This is a genomic window from Rhizobium sp. F40D2 (genome assembly GCF_051810745.2).
GTDB lineage: Bacteria > Pseudomonadota > Alphaproteobacteria > Rhizobiales > Rhizobiaceae > Rhizobium.
Genome location: NZ_JBPWQX020000002.1, coordinates 472413 through 497336, shown reverse-complemented (window position 1 = coordinate 497336; position 24924 = coordinate 472413). Strand labels below are relative to the sequence as shown.

Below are 24924 nucleotides of genomic sequence, written 5' to 3'. Positions count from 1 at the left end.
GGTGCGAAATGAAACCTTTAATGCCGACGGTTGCCGTCGTTGTTCTTCTCTTAGCCGGCATGGCAGAAGCTGGGGATATTAGCGGTCAGTGGGCACGTGGAGACGGGAAGGCAAAAGTGCAGATTACTCCGTGCGGTTCTGATATCTGCGCGGTCAACACCTGGATCAAGCCGGGTACGCCGAAGGAGAAGGAAGGCGACAAGCTTGTGATGTCGATCAAACAGGATGGCGAGGGCCACTATTCCGGCACCGCTTTCGATCCGCAGCGTGACATGAGCTATAAGCTGACGGTGACGGTGAGCGGCAGCAAGATGACCACGAAAGGTTGCGTGGTCGCTGGTCTGCTTTGCAAAGGGGTCGATTGGACGCGCGTCAACTGACGCCTGCGTTAAAAATGTCGAGGAGACTTATGTGAAAACGAGTATCGTCGCGTATCTTGCCACGCTGATCGTCTTCGTGGCGATCGATTTCGTATGGCTGAGCACCATGGCTGATCGTCTTTATCGCCCGACCTTGGGCGACATGCTGACGCCCGAATTCCGGCTGGCTCCAGCTGTGGCGTTTTACCTGCTCTACGCGGCCGGATTGACGTTTCTTGCGGTCAAACCAGGCCTGACATCTGGCTCGTTCGCCGCGGCCACCGTTTACGGCGCCGTTGTCGGCTTGACCGCGTATGCCACTTACGACTTGACCAATCAGTCAACGCTCAAGAATTGGTCGACGATCCTGACTATAGCGGACTTGCTCTGGGGCTGTGCGCTGTCGGCAATTTCCGCCGGCGCCAGCGTTTGGATAACCCAGCGCGTTGTCGGAGCCCTCAGCGAAATTTAAACGGCATGGCGAGCACGTCAAAGGTCATGGAGGTCGGTTGAATGAAACTTTTTTTCATCTTCGCGGTGGCAAGTGGCGTTTTCTGCTCGGCCTGTTCTACGTCGCCCCGTCCAGCCGCTCAGAGCGAACCCTACCAAAAACATAAACCAACATATTCGGTCAATGCGAGGAATTGCACGAGTAAGCCCAACTACGAGGGAATGTTACGCACGTTATGTTATTGAGCTCTCTACAATGATATGTGGAGGCGACGCAATTACTGCGCTTCAACGATAATGTCGCATCAACCAACCTAGGTTTATCTGCCCAACTCTTGCGTAGAATAGAGTCGCACTATCCGCGTTGGCGACGTTCAAACGCAGATGTTCCAATCTTATCAGTTCGTACTTGGCCGCACTTCGACCTTCCTGCGAACTCCACGAAGCGATTTCCGAACCCGGTGCGTTCGACGCTTGAAGCTCGTCAGCCGGCTACCAGGCGATTACTGAACCGTCGTACGCAATAAATGCTCCCGTCTTCTCCGGTGTAGTTTCGTTCAGCGCACGCAGGATGGACGTGGCGGCGTCAGCGGGATCAGTCATGTCGCGTCCGCGAGAGAAAGGTTGTGACAAAGGAGTCGAGACGGTGCCGGGATGGATCGCAATGACGACGCATTGCTGGTGCGTTCGCGCGAGTTCAATTGCCGCTGTCTTTACGATTTGGTTTAGCGCGGCCTTGGATGCTCGATACGACATCCAGCCACCAAGGTGGTTGTCGCCGATGGAGCCGACGCGAGCCGAAAGAAAGGCGACGATTGCGCGCTCGTTGCGGGAGATAAGGGGCAGAAAATGTTTAAGTATAAGTGTCGGGCCAATTGCATTGACCAGGAATTGCGACTGCATGGCTTCGACATCGATCTGCCTGATGGATTTTTCTGGCCTGATTCCGTTGATGGTGAGTGCTCCGGTAGCGCAAACAACGAGATTGAGGCTTCTGTCTGCGAGTCTGGACGTGTGATCGCGCACACTCTCTTCCCTGGTCACATCGAAGCCGTCATGGCTTCTCGACAGTAGGTCCAGTTCGCCCAGTCTCTCGTCACGCCACAGGCGCGCGGCGATAGCTGCGCCAATCCCGCCTGACGCTCCCACAACCAAGGCGCTGTAGCCGACTTTCAAACTACTCATAATCTCCATGGTTCGCTCAACTCGAAATCCCCCGCCCCCGCCCGGTCGTCAAAGCCGCGACTGAATTTCCGCCGATGCATGCTGTCCGCGGACCGACTTGTGATAGTTGGAGCGCTTTATTTACGGGACGCCAGGCATTGCCATGCAGAGATTCTGCCTCCATCATAACGCCGACGTCCCTTGGTTGGAGCGCAGCCCGAAATGCGTCGGATATTGTCGTCTGCCCGGCACATCAGATGGCCGCCAATTCGGCCTGTTCGCGGCTCGGCTTATTGGCGCCAGAGGCTGGCTGCTCGATAAGCTCATCCATTTCGCAACCTCATCAACTGTGCCTTCGTACGAGCCAGAAGACGAACGGATTGATAGCCGGATGGTGAAAAATTGAAGATCCAAAACCGCGTTGCTGCGTAGACAGCGTTGTCGAAACCACGGATCATCAAAATGTCTTTCGCCGCGCAAAGCATGCAGAGACCTCGCCTTTCACTGGAGAAGGTCGATCGACCGATGAATGACGACGCATCCAGCCCAATCCATTTGAGCCGCCTGCTGGTGGCCGTGGGGAGCGAACGGGACAAGGACGCTTTCGAGAAATTGTATCGTCATTTCATCCCGAGACTGCGTTCGCACATGAAGAGGATGACCAAAGACACTGCGCTCGCTGAAGAACTGTCCCAAGAGACGCTGGTTACCGTCTGGCGCAAAGCCGGACAATTCGATCCCGCCAAAGGGCAGCCGTCTACCTGGATCTTTCGGATCGCGCGAAACCTTTACATAGACAAATGTCGTCGCGGATCACGCCCCGAATTCGACGAGAACGATCCGGCCTTTGTTCCCGATGAAGGTCTCTCGGCGGATATCCTCATGATAAGGGAGCAGGAAGCGAGAACGCTCGGTAAGGCTCTCATGTCATTACGGCCGGATCACGTTGAGATACTCAAGATGTCGTATTTCGAAGAGATTCCTCACTCGGCGATTGCGCAAGCGATGGGAATACCTCTCGGCACCGTGAAATCCAGGATCAGAACGGCGTGTGGCAAGCTTCGCCGGGCACTTGGAGACCTCAGATGATCCGCCATCATTTAGATGATGATATTCTTCTGCGATATGCAGCGGGCTCTCTCGAAGAGGGCTGGAGCATTGGCGTGGCGACACACTTGGCCCTTTGCCCTGAATGCCGTGGTCGCTTGCAGACATATGAAGCATTGGGCGGCCATTTCCTCGAAAGCGAGATGGTTGAAGATCTGAATGACGGCGAGTGGCAAGAGATGAGAAGACGCATATCGATTGACGAAACAGGCACCGTCGTCCAGCTCAAGCCCAAGCGACAGGGCGACGGTCTCATTCCACAGCCTTTGCAAGGATATGTTGAAAGAGCGGGTGGCTTGAAATGGCGCCGCCTTGGCGGCGGGGCGGCGCAGATGATCGTGCCGACCGACGATCTGACCACCACCGTCAGGTTGCTAAGAATCCCTGCAGGAAAACCTGTTCCGGAACATTCGCATGGCGGAACGGAACTCACGCTTGTCCTGGACGGTAGCTTCAGTGATGAACTATCGAGTTTCAAAAGAGGTGACGTCGAGATGGCGGATGCGGAAATTCTCCATACGCCGCGCGCAGGCCCGGAAAAGGATTGCATATGTCTGGCTATCACAGACGCGCCTCTGAAGTTCACCAGCCGACTTGTCCGGTGGCTGCAGCCATGGCTGAAGATCTGACCTCGATCGAGGGATTGCTAGGTCTTCGTTTGCCCCGATACCTCTGAGGCGATATGAGCCTCCAGCATTCTCGGCTGGAAACAGCCGCAATCAAGACTCGATTGCTACCGGAGTTTTAAGGCGCGCATATGATCGCCTGTCGACCTTCTAAGCCGCGATCGAGGTTGGCGATTGTTCCCGAGATTGCCACGCAAAACGACCTTGATGGTTTGATGCAGCTCCAAACTCAATGTATTTGTCGTGTCGACAAGAGGAGTTTTTATGCCCGACATCGACCCTGGCTCTCTTCCAGAACGCAAACGCGGCTCCGGCGTTAAACTGGTCTACGACCTGCTGCGCGACGAGATACTCGACTTGAAGCTCGCCCCGGGCAGCCCGATTGACGAGGTGCAGTTGGCGGAGCGGTTCAAGATGTCGCGGACACCGATCCGCGAAGCACTTGTCCGTCTCGCCGGTGACGGGCTGATAGAAACCCTACCGAACCGCTCGACCATGGTATCGAACATCGATTTTCTCAATCTCAGTACATTCTTCGACGCCCTCGTCCTGATGTACCGGGTAACGACGCGGCTGGCGGCGCAGAACCATCGCCGCGAGGACCTGCCCGCTATCCGTCGCTTCCACGAGGACTATTCGGCGGCAATCGAAGCGCGCGACACGCTGGCGATGATCGCGACCAACGCCGCCTTCCACGCCGCCATCGCCGAGGCCGGGCGCAATCCGTATTTCACCGGGCTTTTTCGCCGGCTGCTCGATGAAGGCCGGCGCATTCTCCGCCTTTATTATCAGTCCTTCGAGGAACATTTTCCCCAGCAGTTCGTCGATGAACATGCTGAGATCATTGCCGCGATCGAGGCAAGGGATGTCGAAGCGGCCGATCGTCTGGGCAAGCTGCACGCCGAACAGATTGTCGCCCAGGTGCAGAAGCTTTTCAGTCGAAACGGCAAGCTCGATATCCCGCTATAACAGCCATTGTATATTTCTTGTCGACAAATAAAACACAAGATGCTATCTGCATCATCGAACGGGTTGGCGACCTCTACCGGTCGGCCTTCTCACCGAGCCGCTGAAGGAGATCGTTATGAAGGCAAGAATTTTTTCCGGCGTCATTCCCGCGCTGATGACACCCTGCAAGGACGACCGCACGCCAGACTTCGACGCGTTGGTGCACAAAGGCAGGGAACTGATCGAAAAGGGCATGTCCGCCGTCGTTTATTGCGGTTCGATGGGTGATTGGCCGCTGCTGACGGACGAACAGCGCATGCAGGGCGTTGAGCGACTGGTGCAGGCTGGCATTCCGGTCATCGTCGGCACGGGCGCCGTCAACACCACTTCGGCTGTCGCGCATGCCGCCCATGCCCAGAAGGCGGGCGCCCAGGGTCTGATGGTGATCCCGCGCGTCCTGTCACGCGGCACCGTCGTCGCGGCCCAGAAGAACCACTTCAAGGCGATCCTTTCGGCCGCCCCGAACCTGCCGGCCGTCATCTACAACAGCCCCTACTACGGCTTCGCCACCCGCGCGGACTTGTTCTTCGCGCTGCGCCAGGATCACAAGAACCTCGTCGGCTTCAAGGAATTCGGCGGCGCGGCCGACATGCGCTATGCAGCCGAAAACATCACCAGCCGCGACGATGACGTCTCGTTGATGATCGGCGTCGACACCTGCGCCTTCCATGGCTTCGTCAACTGCGGCGCCGTCGGCGCGATCACCGGCATCGGCTGCGTGCTGCCGAAGGAAGTCATCCACATGTGCAACCTCGCCCAGGCTGCGGCTGCCGGCGATCCGGATGCCCGCCAGCGCGCGCTGGAACTGGAATCGGCGCTTGCCGTGCTCTCCTCCTTCGACGAAGGCCCGGACCTCGTTCTCTACTTCAAGCACATGATGGTGCTGAAGGGCGACAAGGAATACACGCTGCACTTCAACGAGACGGACGTGCTCTCCGAAAGCCAGCGCGGCTATGTCGAAGCCCAGTTGAAGCTCTTTGACACATGGTACGCCGAGTGGAGCAAGCTGCCGGGCGCCGTACAAAAGTATAAAGCCTCTGCATAATCCATCGATTTAAGCTGAAGGCCCTCCTCAAGAACTGCCCCCGAAAGTTGGACATCAGCTTTCGGGCGTCAGTTCATCACGGAGGGCCTCTTCATTTGGAAACCAACAAAAAAGACGACGTCGTCACGGGACCGCCTCGAGACCTTTTTCGAACAGACGGTCAAGCAGTTCCAACTCGGCGGCCGTCAGTACGACACCTTCCGTCTCGGATTTCTGGCGGGCGACGAAGCGGCGCTGAGAAGGCAGGCGGGCTCCGCTGCCGACGATCGCCTCGAAAAGCAGCTCAGCCCGGGCGAAGGGATCGCCGGGACGGCCTGCGGCAAAGGCCTGCGGCGACAACGCGATGATGAGTTCGCCGTGGAAGGGGGCAAGTGTCGTCGTGCCGAGATAGTCGAGCACCTCAGGGCTGGTAAGATCACCGATCATGATGCCGGCGAGGAGCTCGATCATCGTGCCGATGGCCGATCCCTTGTGTCCGCCGAAGGGCAGCATGGCGCCGGCAAGGGCAGCTTCCGGATCGGTCGTCGGATTGCCGTCGGCATCGATCGCCCAGCCCTCGGGAAGCTGCTTGCCGGCGCGGCGGTGCAACTCGATTTCTCCGCGGGCGGCGACGGAGGTCGCAAAGTCGAAAACATATGGCGACGTGTTCTTGCGCGGCCAGCCGAAGGCGAAGGGGTTCGTGCCGAGCAGCGGCTTGTTGCCGCCGGCGGGCGCGACGGTCGCATAGCTCGGGCACATAACGAGGCCGGCAAGGCCCTCTTTAGTCACCGCCTCCACCTCCGGCCAGAGCGCGGAGAAGTGGGTGCAATCATTGATGACGAGGGCGGCAATGCCGAGCTTGCGTGTGCGTTCGGCCAGCGCCGGCACGCCGAGTTCGAAGGCCGCATTGGCAAAGCCCCCGTCGGCATTGACCTTGACGATGGCGGACCCTTCGTTGAGGTCCAGTTCCGGCACCGCGTCCGGCTTCACCTTGCCTGATTTGACGGTGCGCAGCGCACCCTCGATGCGGTAGATGCCGTGCGATTTACAGGCGTCGCGCTCACCGGCGACGATGACACGGGCAAGCGCCCCGGCCTGCACGGCATTGAGGCCGGCCTTGCGGAAGATGGCGTCGACACGGCCATGCAGGTCGGCAATCGTCAGGGTGGTCTTCGTCATGCTGCGTTTCTCCTCGCCGAGGTTTCATCGATGTTGATTTACTCTGCATACATATAGTATGCAAGATTTCAACTTTAGCAGTTCGCCTACCCGGACGCTGCCCCCTCGGCCTTAGCGCGGTCCTATTCCCGCACCTGCTCGTCCCGTCGTCGGTTTCCGGTTGTTGGCGATAGAGCTCCGTGTTTGAGATCGGGTTCGGCTACAATGGCTGGGCTTCAATCGGTTCGCCGATGTCCTCCAGGCGGCCCGCACCAAAAGCGCGCCGATCCACCGCACCTTCTACCGCCCGGAAGGCAATTTCTACCACTTCTTCTAAGGTGCGACGGTCGGGCGTTCCGAGCCAGCCGGCAACGAACTGCAGATCCGGGAGGCTGGGAGAGATATTGAGATCCACCAACCTTTTGGCCGCCAGTTCAACCGTGACAATGGAAGGCGGTATCACGGCAATTCCCAGGCTGTCTAATGCCATGCGAATCAGCGTCGCCAGCGACGAACTCGCATATATTCTCGGCGTCGGCAGGGCCGGATCGGAAAAGAGCTCAGTGACCTGGACATAAGGCTGCGTGTTGCGCGCAAAAGTCAGGATCGGCCAACGCGCGATTTCCTCCAGAGAGCCGTCTTTAAGATCCGCCTTGATTTTTGGGCTGGCGACAAAACTGACCGGAAACCGACAAAGCGGGCGTTGAATGACCGCGGGAGCGCTTAAAGGTCCGACGAGGAAGGCCAAGTCGATTTTCTGCTGGAGCAATCGTTCTCGCAAATGGGTGGAAATGTCGACTTCGATCTCCAGCGCAAGCTTTGGATAGGTGCTGCTCACCTGTTCGAGAAACCGCGGAAGCCATGTGTGAACGACCGTTTCTGCCACACCCAGCTTGAATGTGCCACTGAGATGGGTTCGGTCGGCGACTGCGTGAAGCATTTCCGCCCGGAGCCGAAGGAGCCGATCCGCATAAGCCAGCACCTGGCGCCCGGCAGGCGTAACAGTCAATGCCCGGTTTGAGCGATCGAACAACTGCGTTCCAAGCTCGTCCTCCAACTGCGCCACCCGCACGGAAATGGCTGGCTGGGTTGTATTCAGCTTGTCTGCGGCTGCGCGGAAGCTTTCAAGCTGTGCAATCCACAGCACTGTTTCTAGGCCCTTGAAGTCCACCATTCGTACATCTTCTTCAATAAACAGAATTTATCATTATTCATGAAAAACGACAATTTGCAATTATCGAATTTTCGATGATGCTGTACCCGAAGAAACCGAGGTACTTCCATGAACATCTCTTCGACGCTTCAGGAGCAGGCTTTTTCCGATCCTCTCGCAATCCGGGCGATCTGCAGGAATGGCGTCTGGAAAAGAGAAACCAGTGGCACCGCGCCTGGCTATGTCCAAGCTAATCTGGCAATCTTGCCGAGTGCTCTTGCGGATGATTTTCTGCGCTTCTGCGTGCGCAACCCCAAAGCATGTCCGCTGGTGGGAATCTCGGAAAAGGGATCACCTCGTATTCCGGAACTGGGTCTCGACCTCGATGTCCGGACGGACGTGCCGAGATATCGTGTCTGGAAAGACGGGGAGGTGGCGGAAGAACCAACGAATATCAGGGATCTGTGGAGCGACGATCTGGTCGCCTTCGCAATCGGTTGTTCTTTTTCATTTGAGGAAGCGCTGATCTCAAACGGCATAAGGCTTCGCCACGTTGCAGAACGGCATAATGTCGCGATGTACCGGACGAATATCGAATGTGTCCCGGCGGGTCCCTTTTCAGGTCCGATGGTCGTGTCCATGCGACCGCTCGTTCCAGCCGACGCTATCCGTGCGGTCCAGATCACGTCGAGAATGCCGGCGGTGCACGGCGCGCCCATCCACATCGGCTTGCCCGCGTCCATCGGGATTGTGGACATCGAGCAGCCAGACTACGGCGATCCGACACGCATCATGCCCGATGAACTGCCCGTTTTCTGGGCATGCGGGGTAACGCCGCAAGCCATCATCGAGGCTGCACGCCTAAAATTTGCGATCACGCACGCGCCCGGCTGCATGCTGGTGACCGACAAGCCGAACGCCGCTCTCGTCGCCTTCTGATGGAGCAATGACACCCGCCAATAAAAACTGGGAAAACCGCGGGATAATGACAGACTCGAGAACGAAAAGGGGAATAGCATGACGGACAATTACGCAGTCTCCACCCGCCACGAGCGGCGAGGTTGGTATGGTGAACTGACGCAACCGGGGAAGCGCACGTTTTGGGCTTGCTTTTCCGGATACGCGCTGGATGCCTTCGACGTCCAGATCTACAGTCTCGCAATACCGGCGATCATTGCCACGCTGGCGATTTCCAACACTGATGTCGGCATCATCGCCACGGTGACGCTTCTTGCCTCGGCACTGGGTGGATGGTTTGCCGGCATTCTCGCCGACCGGTTCGGGCGGGTGCGCACATTGCAGATCACCGTGATCTGGTTCGCCGTGTTCACCTTCCTCAGCGGTTTTGCACAGAATTTCGAGCAGCTTCTCGTCTGCCGCGCGCTGATGGGGCTTGGTTTCGGTGGCGAATGGTCGGCCGGCGCGGTGCTGATGGCCGAAGTCATCGCGGCAAAGCATCGCGGCAAAGCGGTCGGCATGGTCCAGAGTGCCTGGTCTGTCGGCTGGGGCGCAGCCGTTTTGCTGTCCACCGTCCTGTTCAGCCTGATGCCGCAGGAGGAGGCTTGGCGCGGGCTGTTCTGGGCTGGGCTCGCACCGGCCATTCTCGCTATCATCGTGCGCCGGTTCATCCAGGAACCCGAGGTGTACACCACCTCGCGCAAAAACCTGAAAGCCTCTGGCGAGGTTGTGCGCATCACCGAAATCTTCGCCCCCTCGATGATCGGCCGAACCATGCTGCTGTCGCTGATGACCACCGGTGCGCAGGGCGGCTATTATGCGATCGCTACCTGGCTCCCGAGCTTTCTGAAGTCAGAACGGCAATTGAGTGTCATCGGCAGCGGCGGCTATCTCGCCGTCATCATCGTCGGTTCATTCTTCGGCTATGTCACGGGCGCCTATTTGTCCGACATCATCGGCCGCCGCAAGAAGTTTATGTTGTTCGCCATCGGCGCGATGGTGACCGTCGTCGTCTACACCTACTTGCCGATCAACAATATGCTGATGCTGTTTCTCGGTTTTCCGCTAGGCTTCTTCGCTTCCGGCATCTTCGCCGGAATGGGAGCCTTTCTCACGGAAAATTTCCCAACCCGCACTCGCGCGGCCGGCCAGGGCTTCACCTATAATTTCGGTCGTGGCGTCGCCGCCTTGAACCCGACGCTGGTCGGCATTGCGACGGCTTCCATGCCGCTTGGCAAGGCGATAGCCATTTTCGCGGTCATCGCATACATGCTGGTCATCATCGCCGCTTTCGCGCTGCCCGAAACCAAGGGCAAGGAACTGGCGGCCGACTGATCCTATCGATGGACTGCGGCAAGCCGCTGCAGTCCACCCTTCTTCCACGATCACAGAAACAAGGACCGTGCCTTTCGCGCGGATGGATGAGTCATGAGTCAATCACATTGGGATTTCTGGATCGATCGCGGCGGCACGTTTACCGATGTCATCGGACGCGATCCCGCAGGTCGGTTGCACGCCCGCAAGATGCTTTCCGAAAATCCGAGTGCCTACCGGGACGCAGCTGTTGCCGGCATCAGAACTTTGATGAAGCTCGATGCCAATGAACCGATACCAGTTGGTGCAATCGGCGAAGTCCGCATGGGAACCACGGTTGCGACCAATGCCCTGCTGGAGCGCAAAGGAGAGCCAACGGCTCTCATGACCACTCGCGGCTTCCGCGACGCGTTGGAGATCGGCTACCAGGCGCGACCGGATATTTTCGCTAAGCACATCGTCAAACCCGACCTGCTCTATGGCTTCGTCGCCGAAATCGACGAGCGGGTTCTGGCCGATGGCGAGGTCGAGAAGGAGTTGAACGAGACGGAAGTCCGCAAAACCCTCGAAGAGATCATCGCCCGCGGGTTCAAATCCCTCGCTATCGTCCTGATGCATGCCTATCGCTACCCTGCCCATGAGCGGGCAATTGCCGCGATCGCCCGCGGAATGGGCTTTTTGCAGATTTCGGTCAGTCATGAGGTTTCGCCGCTGGTCAAATTCGTCGGTCGTGGAGACACGACGGTCGTCGACGCCTATCTGTCGCCGATCCTTCGTCGCTATGTGGCGCAGGTAGGGGAAGAACTGGATCTCGAGCGAACCGGAGCCCGGTTGCTTTTCATGACATCCGCCGGCGGATTGACCGCCGGCAGTCTGTTCCAGGGCAAGGATGCCATTCTGTCGGGACCTGCCGGCGGCGTGGTCGCGCTCGCCCAGACCGGCGCGGAGGCCGGTTTCACAAAAGTAATCGGCTTCGACATGGGCGGCACTTCGACGGACGTTGCGCATTTCGCCGGGGAATATGAGCGGACGTTCGAAACCCAGGTCGCCGGCGTGCGGATGCGCGCGCCGATGATGCAGATCCATACCGTCGCTGCCGGCGGCGGCTCGCTTCTGCGCTACGACGGTGCGCGTTTCCGCGTCGGCCCCGAATCTGCCGGCGCCAACCCTGGACCGAAAGGCTATCGCAAAGGCGGCCCGCTGGCCGTCACGGATGCCAATATCATGGTCGGCAAACTCATTCCGGACATGTTCCCGGCGATCTTCGGCGAAAGCCAGGATCAACCCCTGGACTATCCCGCGGTCAAGGCTGCCTTTGATGAACTCGCCGCGGAAATCGGCGATGGGCGCAGCGGCGAGGAAGTGGCCGATGGCTTCCTGAAGATCGCCGTCGCGAACATGGCAGAAGCGGTGAAGAAGATCTCCATCGCGCGCGGATATGACGTCAGCGGCTATACATTAAATGCGTTTGGTGGGGCCAGCGGCCAGCATGCGTGCCTTGTCGCCGATGCGCTCGGCATGACCAAGGTGCTTGTCCACCCCTTTTCCGGCCTGCTTTCAGCCTACGGCATGGGGCTTGCCGAAATCCGCGCCATGCGCCAGGTCTCACTCGATCTCCCGCTGTCTGCCGACAATATTAAGGCAATCGCTGCGGCTGCTCAGCCCTTGTCCGCGGAAGCCATCCGGGAGGTCGGCGAACAAGGGGTCGACGCCAAGGAGATCGCCGTCAATCTGCGGCTCCTTATCCGCTATGCCGGTGCGGACGCTGCGCTGGAAATTAGCGCTGCCCGCATCGAGGCGGAAAAAGGCGTGATCATCATCAGCGATATCAACGGCGATACCCTGAAAAGGAGCTTCGATGCCGCGCATGAATCTCGCTTCGGATTTGTCGACCACAACAAGCCTCTAATCGTCGAAACGCTCGTCATCGAGGCAGTCGGAGGCGGACGGCACGTCGAGTTGGTGGCAGACGCGGTCGCACAAGCCATCGATCCACAGCCCTTAGCCCGAGCACGGTTCTTTTCCGAGGGACAATGGCACGACGCCCCCATCTATCGGCGTGAGAAGCTTTGCTCCGGTCAGACCATCACCGGTCCGGCCCTGCTGATCGAACCCAATCAGACCATTACCGTCGAGAACGGATGGAAAGCCACGCTGACAGCGCGGGACCACATCGTGCTCGAACGCAGAGTCGCCAAATTGCGGTCGGCTGCTCTCGGGACAGGCGCCGATCCGGTCATGCTCGAGATATTCAACAACCTCTTCATGTCGATTGCCGAGCAGATGGGCTTCACGCTGCAAAACACGGCCTCCTCCGTCAACATCAAGGAGCGCCTCGACTTCTCCTGCGCCGTCTTCGATCGCCATGGCGCGCTTGTCGCCAACGCGCCTCACGTTCCCGTACATCTCGGATCGATGGACCGGTCGGTGGAAGCGATCATCGCGGGCAACCCGATCATCCGCCCTGGAGACGTCTTTGCCATCAACGCGCCCTATAATGGCGGCACCCACCTGCCCGATATCACCGTCTGCACTCCGATCTTCGACGACGCGGTGCAGAACATCCTGTTCTGGGTGGCATCCCGTGGCCATCACGCCGATATTGGCGGCACCGCTCCGGGATCAATGTCGCCAAACGCCCGGACCATCGACGAGGAGGGCGTTTATATCGACAATTTCAAGCTCGTCGACCAGGGCCGGTTTCGGGAGGCGGAACTGACGCAATTGCTGACGAAAGCACCCTACCCTGTTCGCAATCCCGATCAGAACGTCGCGGATCTCAGGGCCCAGATCGCCGCCAATCAGAAGGGTGCCGACGAATTGCGAAAGATGGTGGCGGAATTCGGTCTCGATGTCGTGGAGGCCTATATGGGATATGTGCAGGACAATGCTGCGGAAAGCGTCCGCCGGTTGATCGCCCGTCTCGATGATGCCGAGTTCACCTATCCGATGGACCAAGGATGCGCGATAAAGGTCCGCGTCACCATCGATCGTGCAAAACGCGAGGCTACGGTTGATTTTACCGGGACATCGGAGCAGCAGCCGGACAATTTCAATGCCCCCGAGCCGATCACGCGTGCGGCAGTCCTTTATGTCTTCCGTGTTCTGGTGGAAGACCATATCCCGATGAATGCCGGCTGCCTGCGGCCAATCAGGATCATCGTCCCTAAAGGGTCGATGCTTGCTCCCCGCCGCCCTGCAGCGGTCGTCGCTGGAAACGTCGAGGTGAGCCAAGCCGTCACCAATTGTCTCTTCGGTGCGCTTGGCATGTTGTCTTCGTCGCAAGGCACGATGAACAATCTGACCTTCGGTGATGAGGCGCACCAATATTACGAAACGCTTTGCTCGGGCGCCCCGGCGGGCGATGGTTTTGCCGGCGCTGCCGGTGTCCATTCCCACATGACGAATTCACGCCTAACCGATCCGGAAATCCTCGAATTGCGCTTTCCCGTCGTGCTTGAGGATTTCCACATACGCGCGGGCTCCGGAGGCAGGGGACGCTGGAATGGCGGCGACGGCACCAGCCGCACGATCCGCTTTCGGCGAACGATGGACTGTGCGATCCTGTCCGGCCATCGTACCGTGAGGCCGTTCGGGCTTGCCGGCGGAGAAGCAGGTGAAACGGGCGAAAACCTTGTTCGCCGCCTCAACAGGCAAATTGAAATACTTCCGGGGTGCGCGCAAACGCGACTTTGCGAAGGCGAGGCGATCACGATCGTCACCCCGACAGGGGTGGCTATGGGGCTCCCGCCAGCAGGTGAGGTTTGACACTCACGAGGTGCGGGGTGCCGCGCAGATCGACCGGACGCCAGCTTTCTTCCGAAATACCGCAAAGGGACAAACTTGGTCAGACATGCACCTTTTAATCCCACAAGGAGATGGTTCAAAGGGAATATCCGGGTCTTGGGCCTCGAATCCCTGCGCTCGCCATTAGGCATGGCGGGCCAATACAACCCTAACCGCTACGCACTCGATTTGGAGTAGAGGCCAAGGTTGCTGCCGACGGCGAACCCGCAGCGCTGATAAAATTTCGACAACGCACCTTCTCGCTGTGAGACCAACCAGACGCTGTTGCAGCCTTCGGCCTTTGCTGTTTCGAAAACGGCTGATAGCAGCGCGGTCCCTATTCCCCTACCCTGGGCCTCAGGCAGCACCGACAGCTCATCAAGATAAATGACCGGACCGGCATGGCGCCGCTGTCGTATGCCCAACGCGATCCCCAGTACCCTGCCTCCATCAATGGCCGCAAGCGCAATGGATTTCGGCGTTCCAAGCACGGTATTTACATTTTCAGCCGCTGCTTCAAGCGACCAATTCTCGTTCCACGGAGGTCCCGAATAGGCCCTGACCAGCACAGTGGCGGCGCCATGGAGATGTTCTAGCGTAAGACGTTCAATCCGAAACGACATAAATCCACCTGACGTTGAGTGAATTGACATTTGCCGCAGTTCGATCGGTAACGCAACAGGCTCCGAGCCGGACGATCTATGGAAACGACAAAGCTGTAAGCTTGACACAACCAGCAGCCGCGCTTTACGACTATCGGCATTCACCAGGGGGGTCCCGCAAGGGGCTGAGATACTGCTGGACAATAAGGCTTAGCCTGTTGTGGCGCAGTGACCCGTTGAACCTGATCCAGTTCATACTGGCGTAGGGACGGTGCGAGCGCTCGAAGGCTGCGGATTCACGCGTGGAATCCGTGCCGGCGTCTTTCCATCATTCCGGCTGATTGACTGGGTCTCCAATTTACAACTTGGAGCCTCAAACCATGACCATTGCCGCAAAGAACCTCACCCCGACCGTCACCACCGGCCCGCTGCCGGCATCGCGAAAGATCCATATTCCCGGAGATATCCATGGCGATATCCGCGTGCCGATGCGCGAAATCAGCGTCCATCCGACCGCGGGCGAACCGCCTGTCGTCGTCTATGATTCCTCCGGTCCTTACACGATCGAAGGTGCGGAGATCCGCATCGAGCAGGGTCTGTCCCCAATGCGCCGCGACTGGGTGCTGGCCCGCGGCGACGTCGAAGCCTATGACCGCCGCCATGTCCGCCCCGAGGACAACGGCTTTGTCGGCGGCGACCGGCTGACACCGGAATTTCCGGGGCGGCGCCGGCCGCTGCGTGCCAAGGACGGCAAAGCCGTCACCCAGCTTGCCTATGCACGGGCCGGCATCATCACGCCGGAGATGGAGTTCATCGCTATTCGCGAAAATCTCGGCCGCAAGGCCAAGGCAGAAGTGCTGGTGCGCGACGGCGAGAGCTTCGGCGCCGATATTCCCGATCACGTGACGCCGGAATTCGTCCGCCGGGAAGTCGCCGCCGGCCGGGCGATCATCCCGGCCAATATCAACCATCCCGAAAACGAGCCGATGATCATCGGCCGGAATTTTCTGGTGAAGATCAATGCCAATATCGGCAACTCCGCCGTCACCTCATCGATGGCAGAGGAAGTCGAGAAGATGGTCTGGGCTGCCCGCTGGGGCGCCGATACGGTCATGGATCTGTCGACCGGCCGCAACATCCACAATATCCGCGAATGGATCATCCGCAATTCGCCGCTGGCGATCGGCACGGTGCCGCTTTATCAGGCACTCGAGAAGGTCGGCGGCGTCGCCGAGGACCTCACCTGGGAGATCTATCGCGATACGCTGATCGAGCAAGCCGAACAGGGCGTCGACTATTTCACCATCCATGCCGGCGTTCGCCTGCATTACATCCCACTCACCGTCAATCGCGTCACCGGCATCGTCTCGCGCGGCGGTTCGATCATGGCCAAGTGGTGTCTGCATCATCACCGCGAGAGCTTCCTCTACGAGCATTTCGAGGAGATCTGCGATATCTGCCGGGCCTATGACGTCTCCTTCTCGCTCGGCGACGGCCTTCGCCCCGGCTCGATCGCCGATGCCAACGACGCGGCGCAGTTTGCCGAACTCGAAACGCTGGGCGAGTTGACGAAGATCGCCTGGGCCAGGGATTGCCAGGTGATGATCGAGGGGCCGGGCCATGTGCCGATGCACAAGATCAAGGAAAACATGGACAAGCAGCTCGCCGTCTGCGGCGAGGCGCCCTTCTACACGCTGGGGCCGCTGACCACCGATATCGCCCCCGGCTACGACCATATCACCTCCGGCATCGGCGCGGCGATGATCGGCTGGTTCGGCACGGCCATGCTCTGCTACGTCACCCCGAAAGAGCATCTTGGCCTGCCCGATCGCAACGACGTCAAGACCGGCGTCATCACCTACAAGATCGCTGCCCACGCAGCCGACCTTGCCAAGGGGCACCCGGCCGCCCGCCTGCGCGACGACGCCCTGTCGCGGGCGCGCTTCGAATTCCGTTGGGAAGACCAGTTCAACCTGTCGCTCGATCCCGACACCGCCCGCAGCTTCCATGACGAGACCCTGCCGAAGGAAGCGCACAAGGTGGCGCATTTCTGCTCGATGTGCGGCCCGAAATTCTGCTCGATGCGCATATCGCACGACATCCGCGCCGAAGCGCAAAAGGAAGGGTTGGACGCGATGGCGGCGAAATATCGTGAGGGCGGCGATCTCTATATGCCGATCGATACCCACGCCAACGGGACGAAATGAAATGCATGTCCTCGTCAAAGGGGCCGGCGTCGCCGGCCTCACCGTCGCCCGCGAGCTGCGTGCCCGCGGTGCCGATGTCACGGTCTTCGACCCGCATCCCAACTTCGCTCATGCCGCGTCTTGGCTCGCCGGCGGCATGCTGGCGCCCTGGTGCGAGCGGGAAAGCGCCGATCAGGCCGTGCTGACGCGCGGTCTCGATGCCGCCGACCGCTGGGAAGCGATCCTGCCGGGCAGCGTCGTCCGCAACGGCACGCTCGTCGTTGCCTTGACGCGCGACCATGGCGAGTTGAAGCGGTTTGCCAGCCGGACGACCGGTTATCAATGGGTGGAAGAGAACGATATCGCCGCCCTCGAGCCCATGCTCGCCGCCCGTTTCAGGCACGGCCTGTTCTTCCCACGCGAAGCGCACATGGATCCGCGTCAGGCGTTGCGCGGATTGAAAGAGCAACTGTCGGCAAACGGCGTCGTCTTTACCGACACGGATCCGAGTGAAGACAATTTCTCCCATATCGTCGACTGCACCGGCGCTGCCCGCATCGGGCAAGAGCGCGATCTGCGCGGCGTGCGGGGCGAAATGCTTTATCTCCATACCGATGAGGTCACCCTCACCCGGCCCGTTCGCCTGCTGCATCCGCGCTTTCCCGTCTATGTCGTCCCCCGCGGCAACGGGTTTTTCATGATCGGCGCGACGATGATCGAGACCGATTCCGACGGCCCGATCACCGCACGTTCGCTGATGGAGCTGCTGAACACGGCCTATGCGCTGCATCCGGCCTTTGCCGACGCCGCCGTCGTCGAAACCGGTGCCGGCATCCGCCCTGCCCTGCCCGACAATCTTCCGCGCGTCGTGCGGGAGGGAAAGGTCGTCCTTTTCAACGGCCTCTATCGCCACGGCTTTCTGCTGGCGCCGACCATGGCGGCGGAGGCAGCCGAACTCATTTTCTCCAAATAGCTGAAGCAGAGGAACACCCAATGCAGCTGATCATCAATGGCGAAGCCCAGACAATCGCCGCCACCACGCTTTCGCAGCTTCTGGCCGCACTCGATTACGAAGGCGACTGGCTGGCGACCGCCGTTAACGGCGAACTGGTTCATCGCGAGGATCGCGACGAGCACATGCTGAACGACAATGACAGGATCGAAATCCTGACCCCGATGCAGGGAGGCTGAGCATGCTTGATCTCTACGGAAGCCAGATCGGCTCACGCCTTCTTCTCGGCACTGCGCGTTACCCCTCGCCGGCGATCCTGACCGAAGCCATCACGCGCTCCAAAACCGAGATCGTCACCGTGTCGCTGCGCCGCGAAATGGCCGGCGGGCGTAACGGCGGCGCTTTCTTCGACATGATCCGTGCGCTCGGCGTTCACGTTCTTCCCAACACGGCCGGCTGTCATGGCGTGTCCGAGGCGGTGCTGACGGCGAAGATGGCCCGCGAAGTGTTTCGCACCGATTGGATCAAGCTGGAGGTGATCGGCAATCACGACACGCTGCAGCCGGATGTCTTCGCGCTCGTGGAGGCGGCCCGCATCCTGACTGGCGAAGGCTTTCGGGTCTTTCCTTATACGACGGACGATCTCGTCGTTGCCGAGCGTCTCATCGACGCCGGATGCCAGGTGCTGATGCCCTGGTGCGCGCCGATCGGATCTGCGGCGGGACCCCAAAATCTTTCAGCCCTTCGAGCGATGCGGGCGTATTTACCCGAGGTGCCGCTGATCGTCGATGCCGGTATCGGCCGGCCTTCGCATGCGACGATCGTCATGGAGCTCGGTTTCGATGCAGTGCTGCTGAACACCGCTGTTGCCGGCGCCGGCGACCCCGCCGCAATGGCAGAAGCCTTTGCCAAGGCAATCGATGCCGGCCGGCAGGCATTCGGTGCCGGCATGCTGGAGCCGCGCGATATGGCCGTGCCTTCGACGCCCGTGATTGGAACGGCGGTGTTTGCATGAAGTCGACGGTTTCTGCTTCATCTTCGCGCAGCCAACGCTCATCGGTTGGGTCTGCGATATCCTTCGAACGGATTTCGGGCCAGATCGACCGCCGCACGTGGCAACCGGTGTGCCTGGATGCAGCGACATTTCAAGCAGCGCGGACCCGATCGCGGCCGCCAAGTTTGGCAGCGTATAGTGCTTGATCGGCGCGTCTATAGAGTTCAGCCGCAGTGTCCTCCTTGAGAGAGGCTGCAACGCCTGCGGAACAGGTGTAGGCAAAATCGGGGGATTCCGTCAGCGGGCGGGAAAACCGGATCATCGTCAACATGTTTTCGATGATCCCGACGGCGTCCTCCAAAGCCGTGCCCGGCATCGCCAAAACAAACTCTTCTCCTCCGACGCGCCCGAAACAGTCGCTGCGCCGGACATGCTGGTGGATTCGTTGCGCAAAGTCCTTCAGTACCAGATCACCGGCGTGATGGCCGAGCCTGTCGTTGATGTGCTTGAAGTTGTCGATGTCGAGCACGGCAAGGCATCCCTCACTACCGTCTTTGGCGGCAACAAGCATGTCCTCTATCCGCGCCATGACGAACCTCCTGTTTGCAACCCCGGTCAGCTCATCGGTCTGCGAAGCTTTAACGGCAAAGTCGCGGTCCTGCCGGACACTTCTTTCCTCGGCACGCAGGGTGGTGATATCGCTCGCAACACACAGCATCCAGCCGTTTTTCTGCACAGCCTCGGTCATCCAGAGCCAGCGGCCGTCCATCAGATCGGTTTCGAACGCCCGATAGCCGATTTTCCCCCGGCGGGACTGCGTCGATCGCAGCCACTCGTCGAAATTTTTTGCGTGAATGACGGTGCCCTGGCCGCGTTCGAAATTGCGTCTCATGAGATCCGGCCAAAGCGGGGTCTCGTCCGGTTCGATGAAATACGCCGAACGGAACGCCAGGTTGGCGTAGCGCAGCCGGTCGCTAGAGTCATAGACCGCCATGAGCGTCGAGGTGTTCGCAGAGAGCTGCATAAGCTGTTCAGCGATCTCGTCCATATCGGATCCCGTCTGGTTACCACAACCATAGATATCGCGCCATTTCTACGTGAAAAGACCCGTGAGACAAAGGCCCCTCAGTCGGTTATCTCCCCCTGGTAAAATTTATGCGGCCCCTGAATACCGGCCGAGCACCAGAGCTATCCCGATAAGCGCTGGCTCCAAGTGCATGTTGCAGATATCGCCCCGCCGTCACTGAGCGCAACTGGCGGATATAGACGTGCCCAAGCTGTCCATGAGGCGCGGATTTGTTGTGGCTAGCCAGCGCTCTGTGGAAAAATACGTCTTCGTCCTTATCTGCGAATCTGACGTCGCCTTCAGACCAAGGACAAAATTAAAGTTGTTTCCGCTGCCGGCTTCGCGCGTGAAGCTGAGAAAGGAGCCGAATCGTTCGTATTCGACATTTCGAAGGTTTTGGATCGACGCAAGAGTATCCTCGAAATCGCGCCAGCACGACTGCTTCACAATGATCTCGAAAATGCGCAGGACGGCCGGGGCGAGATGCCCCTTCGCATCTGTCGCCGGCCCAATGATCTTGGCGCGGATATCGACAACATCGCCCATTTCATTTCCACGAACCTTGACGAAGGTGGAACTGAGGGGACGCACCTCGTCCCGTTCATAGATGCGCTGAAAATAACATTCATAACTGCGATTGCGCATCGATGCGGCTTTCCAGTCGCTCATCTCGATGCCGGCCTCTCGAAGAGCACCGCACATATTCGGGCCCGAAACGCGCCATGTCCGCAGAAACTGACTTGCCCATTCCGGCTTCGGGACCTCGATGAGCGGCAGCGGTATAGACATCGGCGGAAGAGGAGTCGGAGCCGCCATATCGGGGCGGACGGCTATGGGCGCTGATCGGACGTCAGAGAGCCCGACCGGATCGTCGAGGTGGTGGAGTTCACTGTAAAAGACAACCATGCCTGCAAAAAGCAAACCGGATATCAAAAGCATCGACCAAAGCAGCCAGCGGCTGCGGCTCCGCAATCGGGAGTTCCAGCGCCGATTGGGAATGTCGGGAGGAGGGTCGACTGCTGATAACGTTTTATCCACGGCGACCTCACGAGCAAAAACGGAGCGGATGCGAGTTTGAATCCAATCAACCTCGATCCCGTTTGCGACCAGCCGCTGTCGGTCGGCGCGTCATCCAATGCCCCTTGCTGACGGCTCCTTCAGAGGTGAGCGACGTATGTGCAAAACGGTACAGTCTGTCCGACTCAGCTTCGACATTTTGAGTGTGAGGTCGCCTGTGTGGAGCGTCAAGCAGCAAGCCTGCCGGACGGCGTTCTCCCCCTAAATTGATGGGACGAACGCAATGGTGGCCTCAGGACAATCACATCAGACAGCTTCGCGACAACTGCTCTGCCTATTGATCTTCCTGGGCCCGGTATCGCGTTCGCGGCAGACCGATCCGCCTAGGGTTCGCGTATTGCGTTATCCAGCCCCCGCAGCAACGGATACAGGAAATAGGAGATCACCGTGCGCTTGCCGACCTTGATCTCCGTGGACACGGTCATGCCTGGAAGCAACCGCACCGGCACGTCCGACGCATTCAGCCTGGTATCGGCGAGCAGGACGCGGGCCTTGAAGAAGGGAGCAGCCGACTGGCTGGGGGTGGTGGTTTGATCCTGCTGGCCGGTCAGGAACGTGTCCTCGCTGATGGTGCGAACGTTGCCGGAGGCCGTGCCGTATTTCTGGAAGGGATAAGCATCGAGCTTGATACGCGCCTCTTTGCCGACGGCCACCCGGCCGATGTCGCGGGTGTTGATCGAAACTTCGGCTTCGAGCGGCACGTTGATCGGCACCAAGGTGACGATCGGTTCGGCTTCGCGCACCACAGACCCGATGGAGCGCTGGGCGAGATCCAGCACGACGGCGTCGGCGGGTGCGGTCAGCGCCACCATGTTGCGGCGCAGCTTCATCTTTTTCAGTTCCTCGTCGGCCATGTCGCGCTGGCCGCGCAGTTCCACCAGTTGCTCCATTGCGGCGCGGCGGAAGTCCTCGATAAAGGCTTGGCGGTCGGCTCGGAGCTTGGCAAAGGAGTGGGCGGCCTCGTCGGCCCGGCCGCGGACGGCAGTCAGATCGGATTCGACGTCGAGGCGGGCGTCGCGGGAGCCGAGCAGCGTGATCAGCGAACCGCTCTGGTTGTCATAGAGCCTCTCCCGCGCTGCTTCGATCTGCGAGAGCCCATCACGCCTGTCATTGAGCACCGCCTCCTGGTTCTTGCTCGCCAGAAGAGCGGCCGATTGGCCGGCGATCTGCTGATCGAAATTCTGCAGCTGCGCCACGTAGAAGGCCCGCCGCTGGCCGAAGAGCTGCGCCTGCAGCATCTGGTCGGGCGTGTCTCCCGCCATCTTCGTATAGTCGTCGCCGGCAAGCTCAGCCTCGATGCGCCTGACCTGGGCGTCGAGTGCGGAGAATTTCGCCTGCTGCTGGTCGACATCGGCCTGGCTGAACGTGGCGTCGAGGGTCGCGAGCGTCTGACCGGCATGCACGACCTCGCCGGCCTTCACCTCGATCGTGCGGATGATCGATGTTTCGAGCGGCTGGACGACGATGGTTGGCTGTGTGGTGACGAGCTTGCCTGGCGCAATCACCACCTCATCGATCGAGGAGACCGAGGCCCAGGTGATCGCTGCGGCAAGCAGCGCCGTTACGCAGTAGAGCGTCATGCGCGCCACCCGCGGCGGGGCGCGTTCCTCGAGCTCGACAGCATCGGACTGGAATTCGGCAATTGCCGGTGGCAGCGGCGGGCGGGCGGTCAGTGCCCTTCCCTTATCAGCAGCCTTGTCCGAGGCGCCCTTGTCTGAAGGGACCGGCAGGTTTTCACTGGGTTTTCTGGCGTGCGCGTTCATGCGACCTGCCTCATTTGTTGGGCCCACAGGTGGCGATAGGTCATGCAGCGCGATACAAGCTGATCGTGCCGGCCGATATCGGCGACCTTGCCACGGTCGACGACGAGAATGGCATCGGCATCGACGAGCGTCGAAAGCCGGTGCGAGACGATGATGACGGTGCGGCCGGCAGCGATGCGGCTCAGATTCTCGCGGATGATCGCCTCGCTGTCGGGGTCGAGCGCGCTCGTCGCCTCGTCGAAAATCAACAGCTTCGGATCGGTGATCAGCGCGCGAGCGATGGCCAATCGCTGTTTCTGGCCGCCCGACAGGTTGGAGCCATTTTCCTCCAGCATCGTGTCGAAGCCGCGCGGCAGGCGCTCGATGAACTCCTCGGCGCCGGCGATACGGGCGACCTCCATGATCTCCTCGATACTGGCATCGGGCTTGGCGGCGGCGATATTCTCGCGGACCGAGCCGCGAAACAGGAAATTGTCCTGCAGCACGACGCCGATGCTGGTTCTTAAGTGCACCAGGTCGATCTCGCGGCTGTCATAGCCGTCCATGCGCACCAGCCCTTCCTGGCTCTGATAGAGCCCCTGGATGAGCCTTGTGATCGTCGTTTTGCCCGAGCCGCTCTTGCCGACCACGCCGAAGACGCAGCCCGCCGGGACGGCGAAGGAGACATTGTCGAGCGCCGGCGCGCTGTCCGGGGCGTAGCGGAAGGAGACCCTGTCGAATTCGATGCGTCCCTGCAGATGCGGCCGCACGCCACGCCCGCGGCCTGCCTGCTCCGGCCGCTGGTTCATGATCTCGCCGAGCATGCGCACGGAGAGCGCCACTTCCTGATATTCATGCGCCATGGTGACGATCTGGACGAGCGGTCCGGAGACCCGGCCGGCGAGCATGTTGAAGGCGACAAGCGCGCCGATGGTCATCGCGCCGCTGAAGACGTCGAGCGCGCCGAGGCCGATGATCGCGACACTCATCAGCTTCTCCAGCAGTCCGGTCATCGCCTGAGCAATGGTCGAGATCTTGTCGACCCGGAACCGCACGGAAATCGATTGCGCCGAATAGTCGTCCCACACCTTGCGCTGGCGCGGCTCAAGCGCCAGCGACTTGACGGTGCGCATGCCGTGCACGGTTTCCACCAGCAAGGCCTGACGGTCGCCTTCCGCCTGGTAAAGCGCCTGCAGGCGGCGCTGGAACGGCCCGACGAGCATCATCACCACCAGCCCGACAAGCGCTGCAAAACCCAGCACAACCAGCGTCAGCTTGACGCTGTAGAGAAGCAGGATCGGCACGAAGACCAGCAGTGAAACTCCGTCCAGAAGTGTGAGGAACAGCCGCCCGGTGAGGAACTCGCGGATGCGCCCCGTCTGCTGCATATGCTTGACGAGAACGCCGGCCGAAGCCTGCTCGAAGAGCGCGATCGGCAGGTTCAGCAGATGGCCGAAGGTGCGTGTCGCGACGCGGATATCGATCCGGTTCGTCGCGTAGAGCAGCAGATAGCGCCGCAGGAAGGTGAATGTCGCATCGAAGATGAGTGCGATCGCAATGCCCGCCGTCAGAACCGTCAGCGTCGCATAGCTTTGATGCACGAGCACCTTGTCGATGACGAGCTGAAAGAAGATCGGCGTCGTCAGTCCAAGGCCGTAAAGCACGAAGGCTGCGAGCGCGACATCGCGGAAGAAGCTGCGCTGCTTGATGATTTCGGGGACGAACCAGCGGAAGCCGAACGGCCGGTCCTCATCGGACATGCGATAATTGCGTTTCAGAAGAACGACCGATCCGAGCCAGGCCTTGGCGAATTGCTCTTCGCTGAGCATCATCACTTCGGCGCGTGACGCGAGCGGATCGAGAACGCGAATTCTCTCGTCCTCGCCGCTCCCGACAGCGCCGGCGATGACCACCCAGTTGCCGTTCGTCAGTTCCGCCAGCGCTGGAAACGCCTCGCCGAGTTGAAACAGCGATCGCCAGTCGAGCGTCAGATGCCGGGCCCTGAGGCCGGCATCCTTGGCCATGCGCAACAGCTGCCGCACGGCAACGGGATCGTTGCCGACGGCATAATCATGCTGCAATCTTTCAGGCGCAAGATCGACGCCATGATGACGCGCGACGAGCGCCAGACAGTGCAGGTTGGTATGCAGAAAACCAGTCATGGCCCACCCGAAACAATACGAGACCGAGTCAATATTC

The 24924-nt window shown here is 59.9% G+C and carries 21 protein-coding genes and 1 riboswitch; of the genes, 13 read left to right on the top strand and 8 right to left on the bottom strand.

Annotated elements, in window-relative coordinates:
- Nucleotides 1–8 precede the first annotated feature (8 nt).
- Together ACS4RS_RS27030 and ACS4RS_RS27025 are read left to right on the top strand one after the other, a co-directional pair.
- Nucleotides 9–380, top strand: a complete 372-nt coding sequence (locus tag ACS4RS_RS27030) for a DUF2147 domain-containing protein (protein WP_439013097.1) — start codon at nucleotides 9–11, stop codon at nucleotides 378–380.
- Between the two features lie 31 nt (nucleotides 381–411).
- Entirely contained in the window at nucleotides 412–831 is a 420-nt protein-coding gene (locus ACS4RS_RS27025) for a DUF2177 family protein (RefSeq protein WP_439013096.1), read from the top strand.
- 470 nt (nucleotides 832–1301) lie between these two features.
- Here ACS4RS_RS27025 and ACS4RS_RS27020 read toward each other — a convergent pair whose 3' ends face one another.
- The gene (locus ACS4RS_RS27020; protein WP_439013281.1) at nucleotides 1302–1994 is read right to left on the bottom strand and encodes an SDR family NAD(P)-dependent oxidoreductase; all 693 of its coding nucleotides are present in this window, start codon (nucleotides 1992–1994) and stop codon (nucleotides 1302–1304) included.
- Nucleotides 1995–2435: 441 nt separating this feature from the next.
- On the opposite strand from ACS4RS_RS27020, the gene ACS4RS_RS27015 reads away from it, so the two are divergent.
- The 4 genes from ACS4RS_RS27015 (at nucleotide 2436) to ACS4RS_RS27000 (ending at nucleotide 5759) form a co-directional block, all read left to right on the top strand.
- Nucleotides 2436–3062: a sigma-70 family RNA polymerase sigma factor gene (locus ACS4RS_RS27015; protein WP_439013095.1), complete on the top strand. Its 627-nt coding sequence runs from the start codon at nucleotides 2436–2438 to the stop codon at nucleotides 3060–3062.
- A complete protein-coding gene (locus tag ACS4RS_RS27010) occupies nucleotides 3059–3709 on the top strand; it encodes a ChrR family anti-sigma-E factor (protein ID WP_439013094.1) in 651 nt (216 codons plus the stop codon). Before ACS4RS_RS27015 ends, ACS4RS_RS27010 begins: the two co-directional genes overlap by 4 nt.
- A gap of 261 nt (nucleotides 3710–3970) precedes the next feature.
- A complete protein-coding gene (locus ACS4RS_RS27005; protein ID WP_439013093.1) occupies nucleotides 3971–4675 on the top strand; it encodes an FCD domain-containing protein in 705 nt (234 codons plus the stop codon).
- Between the two features lie 115 nt (nucleotides 4676–4790).
- Nucleotides 4791–5759 carry a dihydrodipicolinate synthase family protein gene (locus ACS4RS_RS27000; protein WP_439013092.1) on the top strand — a complete coding sequence of 323 codons (969 nt, stop codon included), beginning with the start codon at nucleotides 4791–4793 and terminating at the stop codon, nucleotides 5757–5759.
- A 123-nt stretch (nucleotides 5760–5882) separates the two neighbouring features.
- On the opposite strand, the gene ACS4RS_RS26995 is transcribed toward ACS4RS_RS27000, so the two are convergent.
- Both ACS4RS_RS26995 and ACS4RS_RS26990 read right to left on the bottom strand, forming a co-directional pair.
- On the bottom strand, nucleotides 5883–6917 hold the full coding sequence (locus tag ACS4RS_RS26995) for an Ldh family oxidoreductase (RefSeq protein WP_439013091.1): 1035 nt from the start codon (nucleotides 6915–6917) through the stop codon (nucleotides 5883–5885).
- 199 nt (nucleotides 6918–7116) lie between these two features.
- On the bottom strand, nucleotides 7117–8070 hold the full coding sequence (locus ACS4RS_RS26990) for a LysR substrate-binding domain-containing protein (protein ID WP_439013090.1): 954 nt from the start codon (nucleotides 8068–8070) through the stop codon (nucleotides 7117–7119).
- A 108-nt stretch (nucleotides 8071–8178) separates the two neighbouring features.
- Here ACS4RS_RS26990 and ACS4RS_RS26985 point away from each other — a divergent pair, with 108 nt between their 5' ends.
- From ACS4RS_RS26985 to ACS4RS_RS26975, 3 genes are all read left to right on the top strand, one after another.
- Nucleotides 8179–8988, top strand: a complete 810-nt coding sequence (locus ACS4RS_RS26985; protein WP_439013089.1) for a putative hydro-lyase — start codon at nucleotides 8179–8181, stop codon at nucleotides 8986–8988.
- A 78-nt stretch (nucleotides 8989–9066) separates the two neighbouring features.
- Nucleotides 9067–10341, top strand: coding sequence for an MFS transporter (locus ACS4RS_RS26980; protein ID WP_439013088.1), 1275 nt, complete (start codon nucleotides 9067–9069; stop codon nucleotides 10339–10341).
- 93 nt (nucleotides 10342–10434) lie between these two features.
- On the top strand, nucleotides 10435–14088 hold the full coding sequence (locus tag ACS4RS_RS26975) for a hydantoinase B/oxoprolinase family protein (RefSeq protein WP_439013087.1): 3654 nt from the start codon (nucleotides 10435–10437) through the stop codon (nucleotides 14086–14088).
- Nucleotides 14089–14282: 194 nt separating this feature from the next.
- Here ACS4RS_RS26975 and ACS4RS_RS26970 read toward each other — a convergent pair whose 3' ends face one another.
- Nucleotides 14283–14729 (bottom strand): GNAT family N-acetyltransferase, encoded by a 447-nt coding sequence (locus tag ACS4RS_RS26970; RefSeq protein WP_439013086.1) that lies wholly within the window; start codon nucleotides 14727–14729, stop codon nucleotides 14283–14285.
- A gap of 135 nt (nucleotides 14730–14864) precedes the next feature.
- Nucleotides 14865–14995: riboswitch (TPP riboswitch) on the top strand.
- 93 nt (nucleotides 14996–15088) lie between these two features.
- On the opposite strand from ACS4RS_RS26970, the gene thiC reads away from it, so the two are divergent.
- From thiC to ACS4RS_RS26950, 4 genes are read left to right on the top strand one after another with little or no spacing between them, the layout of a single operon-like run.
- Nucleotides 15089–16915 carry a phosphomethylpyrimidine synthase ThiC gene (thiC, locus tag ACS4RS_RS26965; protein ID WP_449314043.1) on the top strand — a complete coding sequence of 609 codons (1827 nt, stop codon included), beginning with the start codon at nucleotides 15089–15091 and terminating at the stop codon, nucleotides 16913–16915.
- Nucleotide 16916: 1 nt separating this feature from the next.
- Nucleotides 16917–17867 (top strand): glycine oxidase ThiO, encoded by a 951-nt coding sequence (gene thiO / locus ACS4RS_RS26960; protein ID WP_439013084.1) that lies wholly within the window; start codon nucleotides 16917–16919, stop codon nucleotides 17865–17867.
- A 20-nt stretch (nucleotides 17868–17887) separates the two neighbouring features.
- Nucleotides 17888–18085, top strand: a complete 198-nt coding sequence (gene thiS, locus ACS4RS_RS26955; protein WP_003576860.1) for a sulfur carrier protein ThiS — start codon at nucleotides 17888–17890, stop codon at nucleotides 18083–18085.
- Between the two features lie 2 nt (nucleotides 18086–18087).
- Nucleotides 18088–18861 (top strand): thiazole synthase, encoded by a 774-nt coding sequence (locus ACS4RS_RS26950; protein WP_439013083.1) that lies wholly within the window; start codon nucleotides 18088–18090, stop codon nucleotides 18859–18861.
- 130 nt (nucleotides 18862–18991) lie between these two features.
- Here ACS4RS_RS26950 and ACS4RS_RS26945 read toward each other — a convergent pair whose 3' ends face one another.
- The 4 genes from ACS4RS_RS26945 to ACS4RS_RS26930 all read right to left on the bottom strand — a co-directional run bounded on the left by ACS4RS_RS26945 (nucleotide 18992) and on the right by ACS4RS_RS26930 (nucleotide 24887).
- Nucleotides 18992–19888 carry a diguanylate cyclase gene (locus tag ACS4RS_RS26945; RefSeq protein WP_439013082.1) on the bottom strand — a complete coding sequence of 299 codons (897 nt, stop codon included), beginning with the start codon at nucleotides 19886–19888 and terminating at the stop codon, nucleotides 18992–18994.
- A 192-nt stretch (nucleotides 19889–20080) separates the two neighbouring features.
- Entirely contained in the window at nucleotides 20081–20845 is a 765-nt protein-coding gene (locus ACS4RS_RS26940; protein ID WP_439013280.1) for a DUF6030 family protein, read from the bottom strand.
- Between the two features lie 461 nt (nucleotides 20846–21306).
- A complete protein-coding gene (locus ACS4RS_RS26935) occupies nucleotides 21307–22746 on the bottom strand; it encodes an HlyD family type I secretion periplasmic adaptor subunit (RefSeq protein WP_439013081.1) in 1440 nt (479 codons plus the stop codon).
- Entirely contained in the window at nucleotides 22743–24887 is a 2145-nt protein-coding gene (locus tag ACS4RS_RS26930) for an ABC transporter transmembrane domain-containing protein (RefSeq protein WP_439013080.1), read from the bottom strand. The genes ACS4RS_RS26935 and ACS4RS_RS26930 overlap by 4 nt, the downstream gene beginning before the upstream one ends.
- Between the last annotated feature and the right edge of the window lie 37 nt (nucleotides 24888–24924).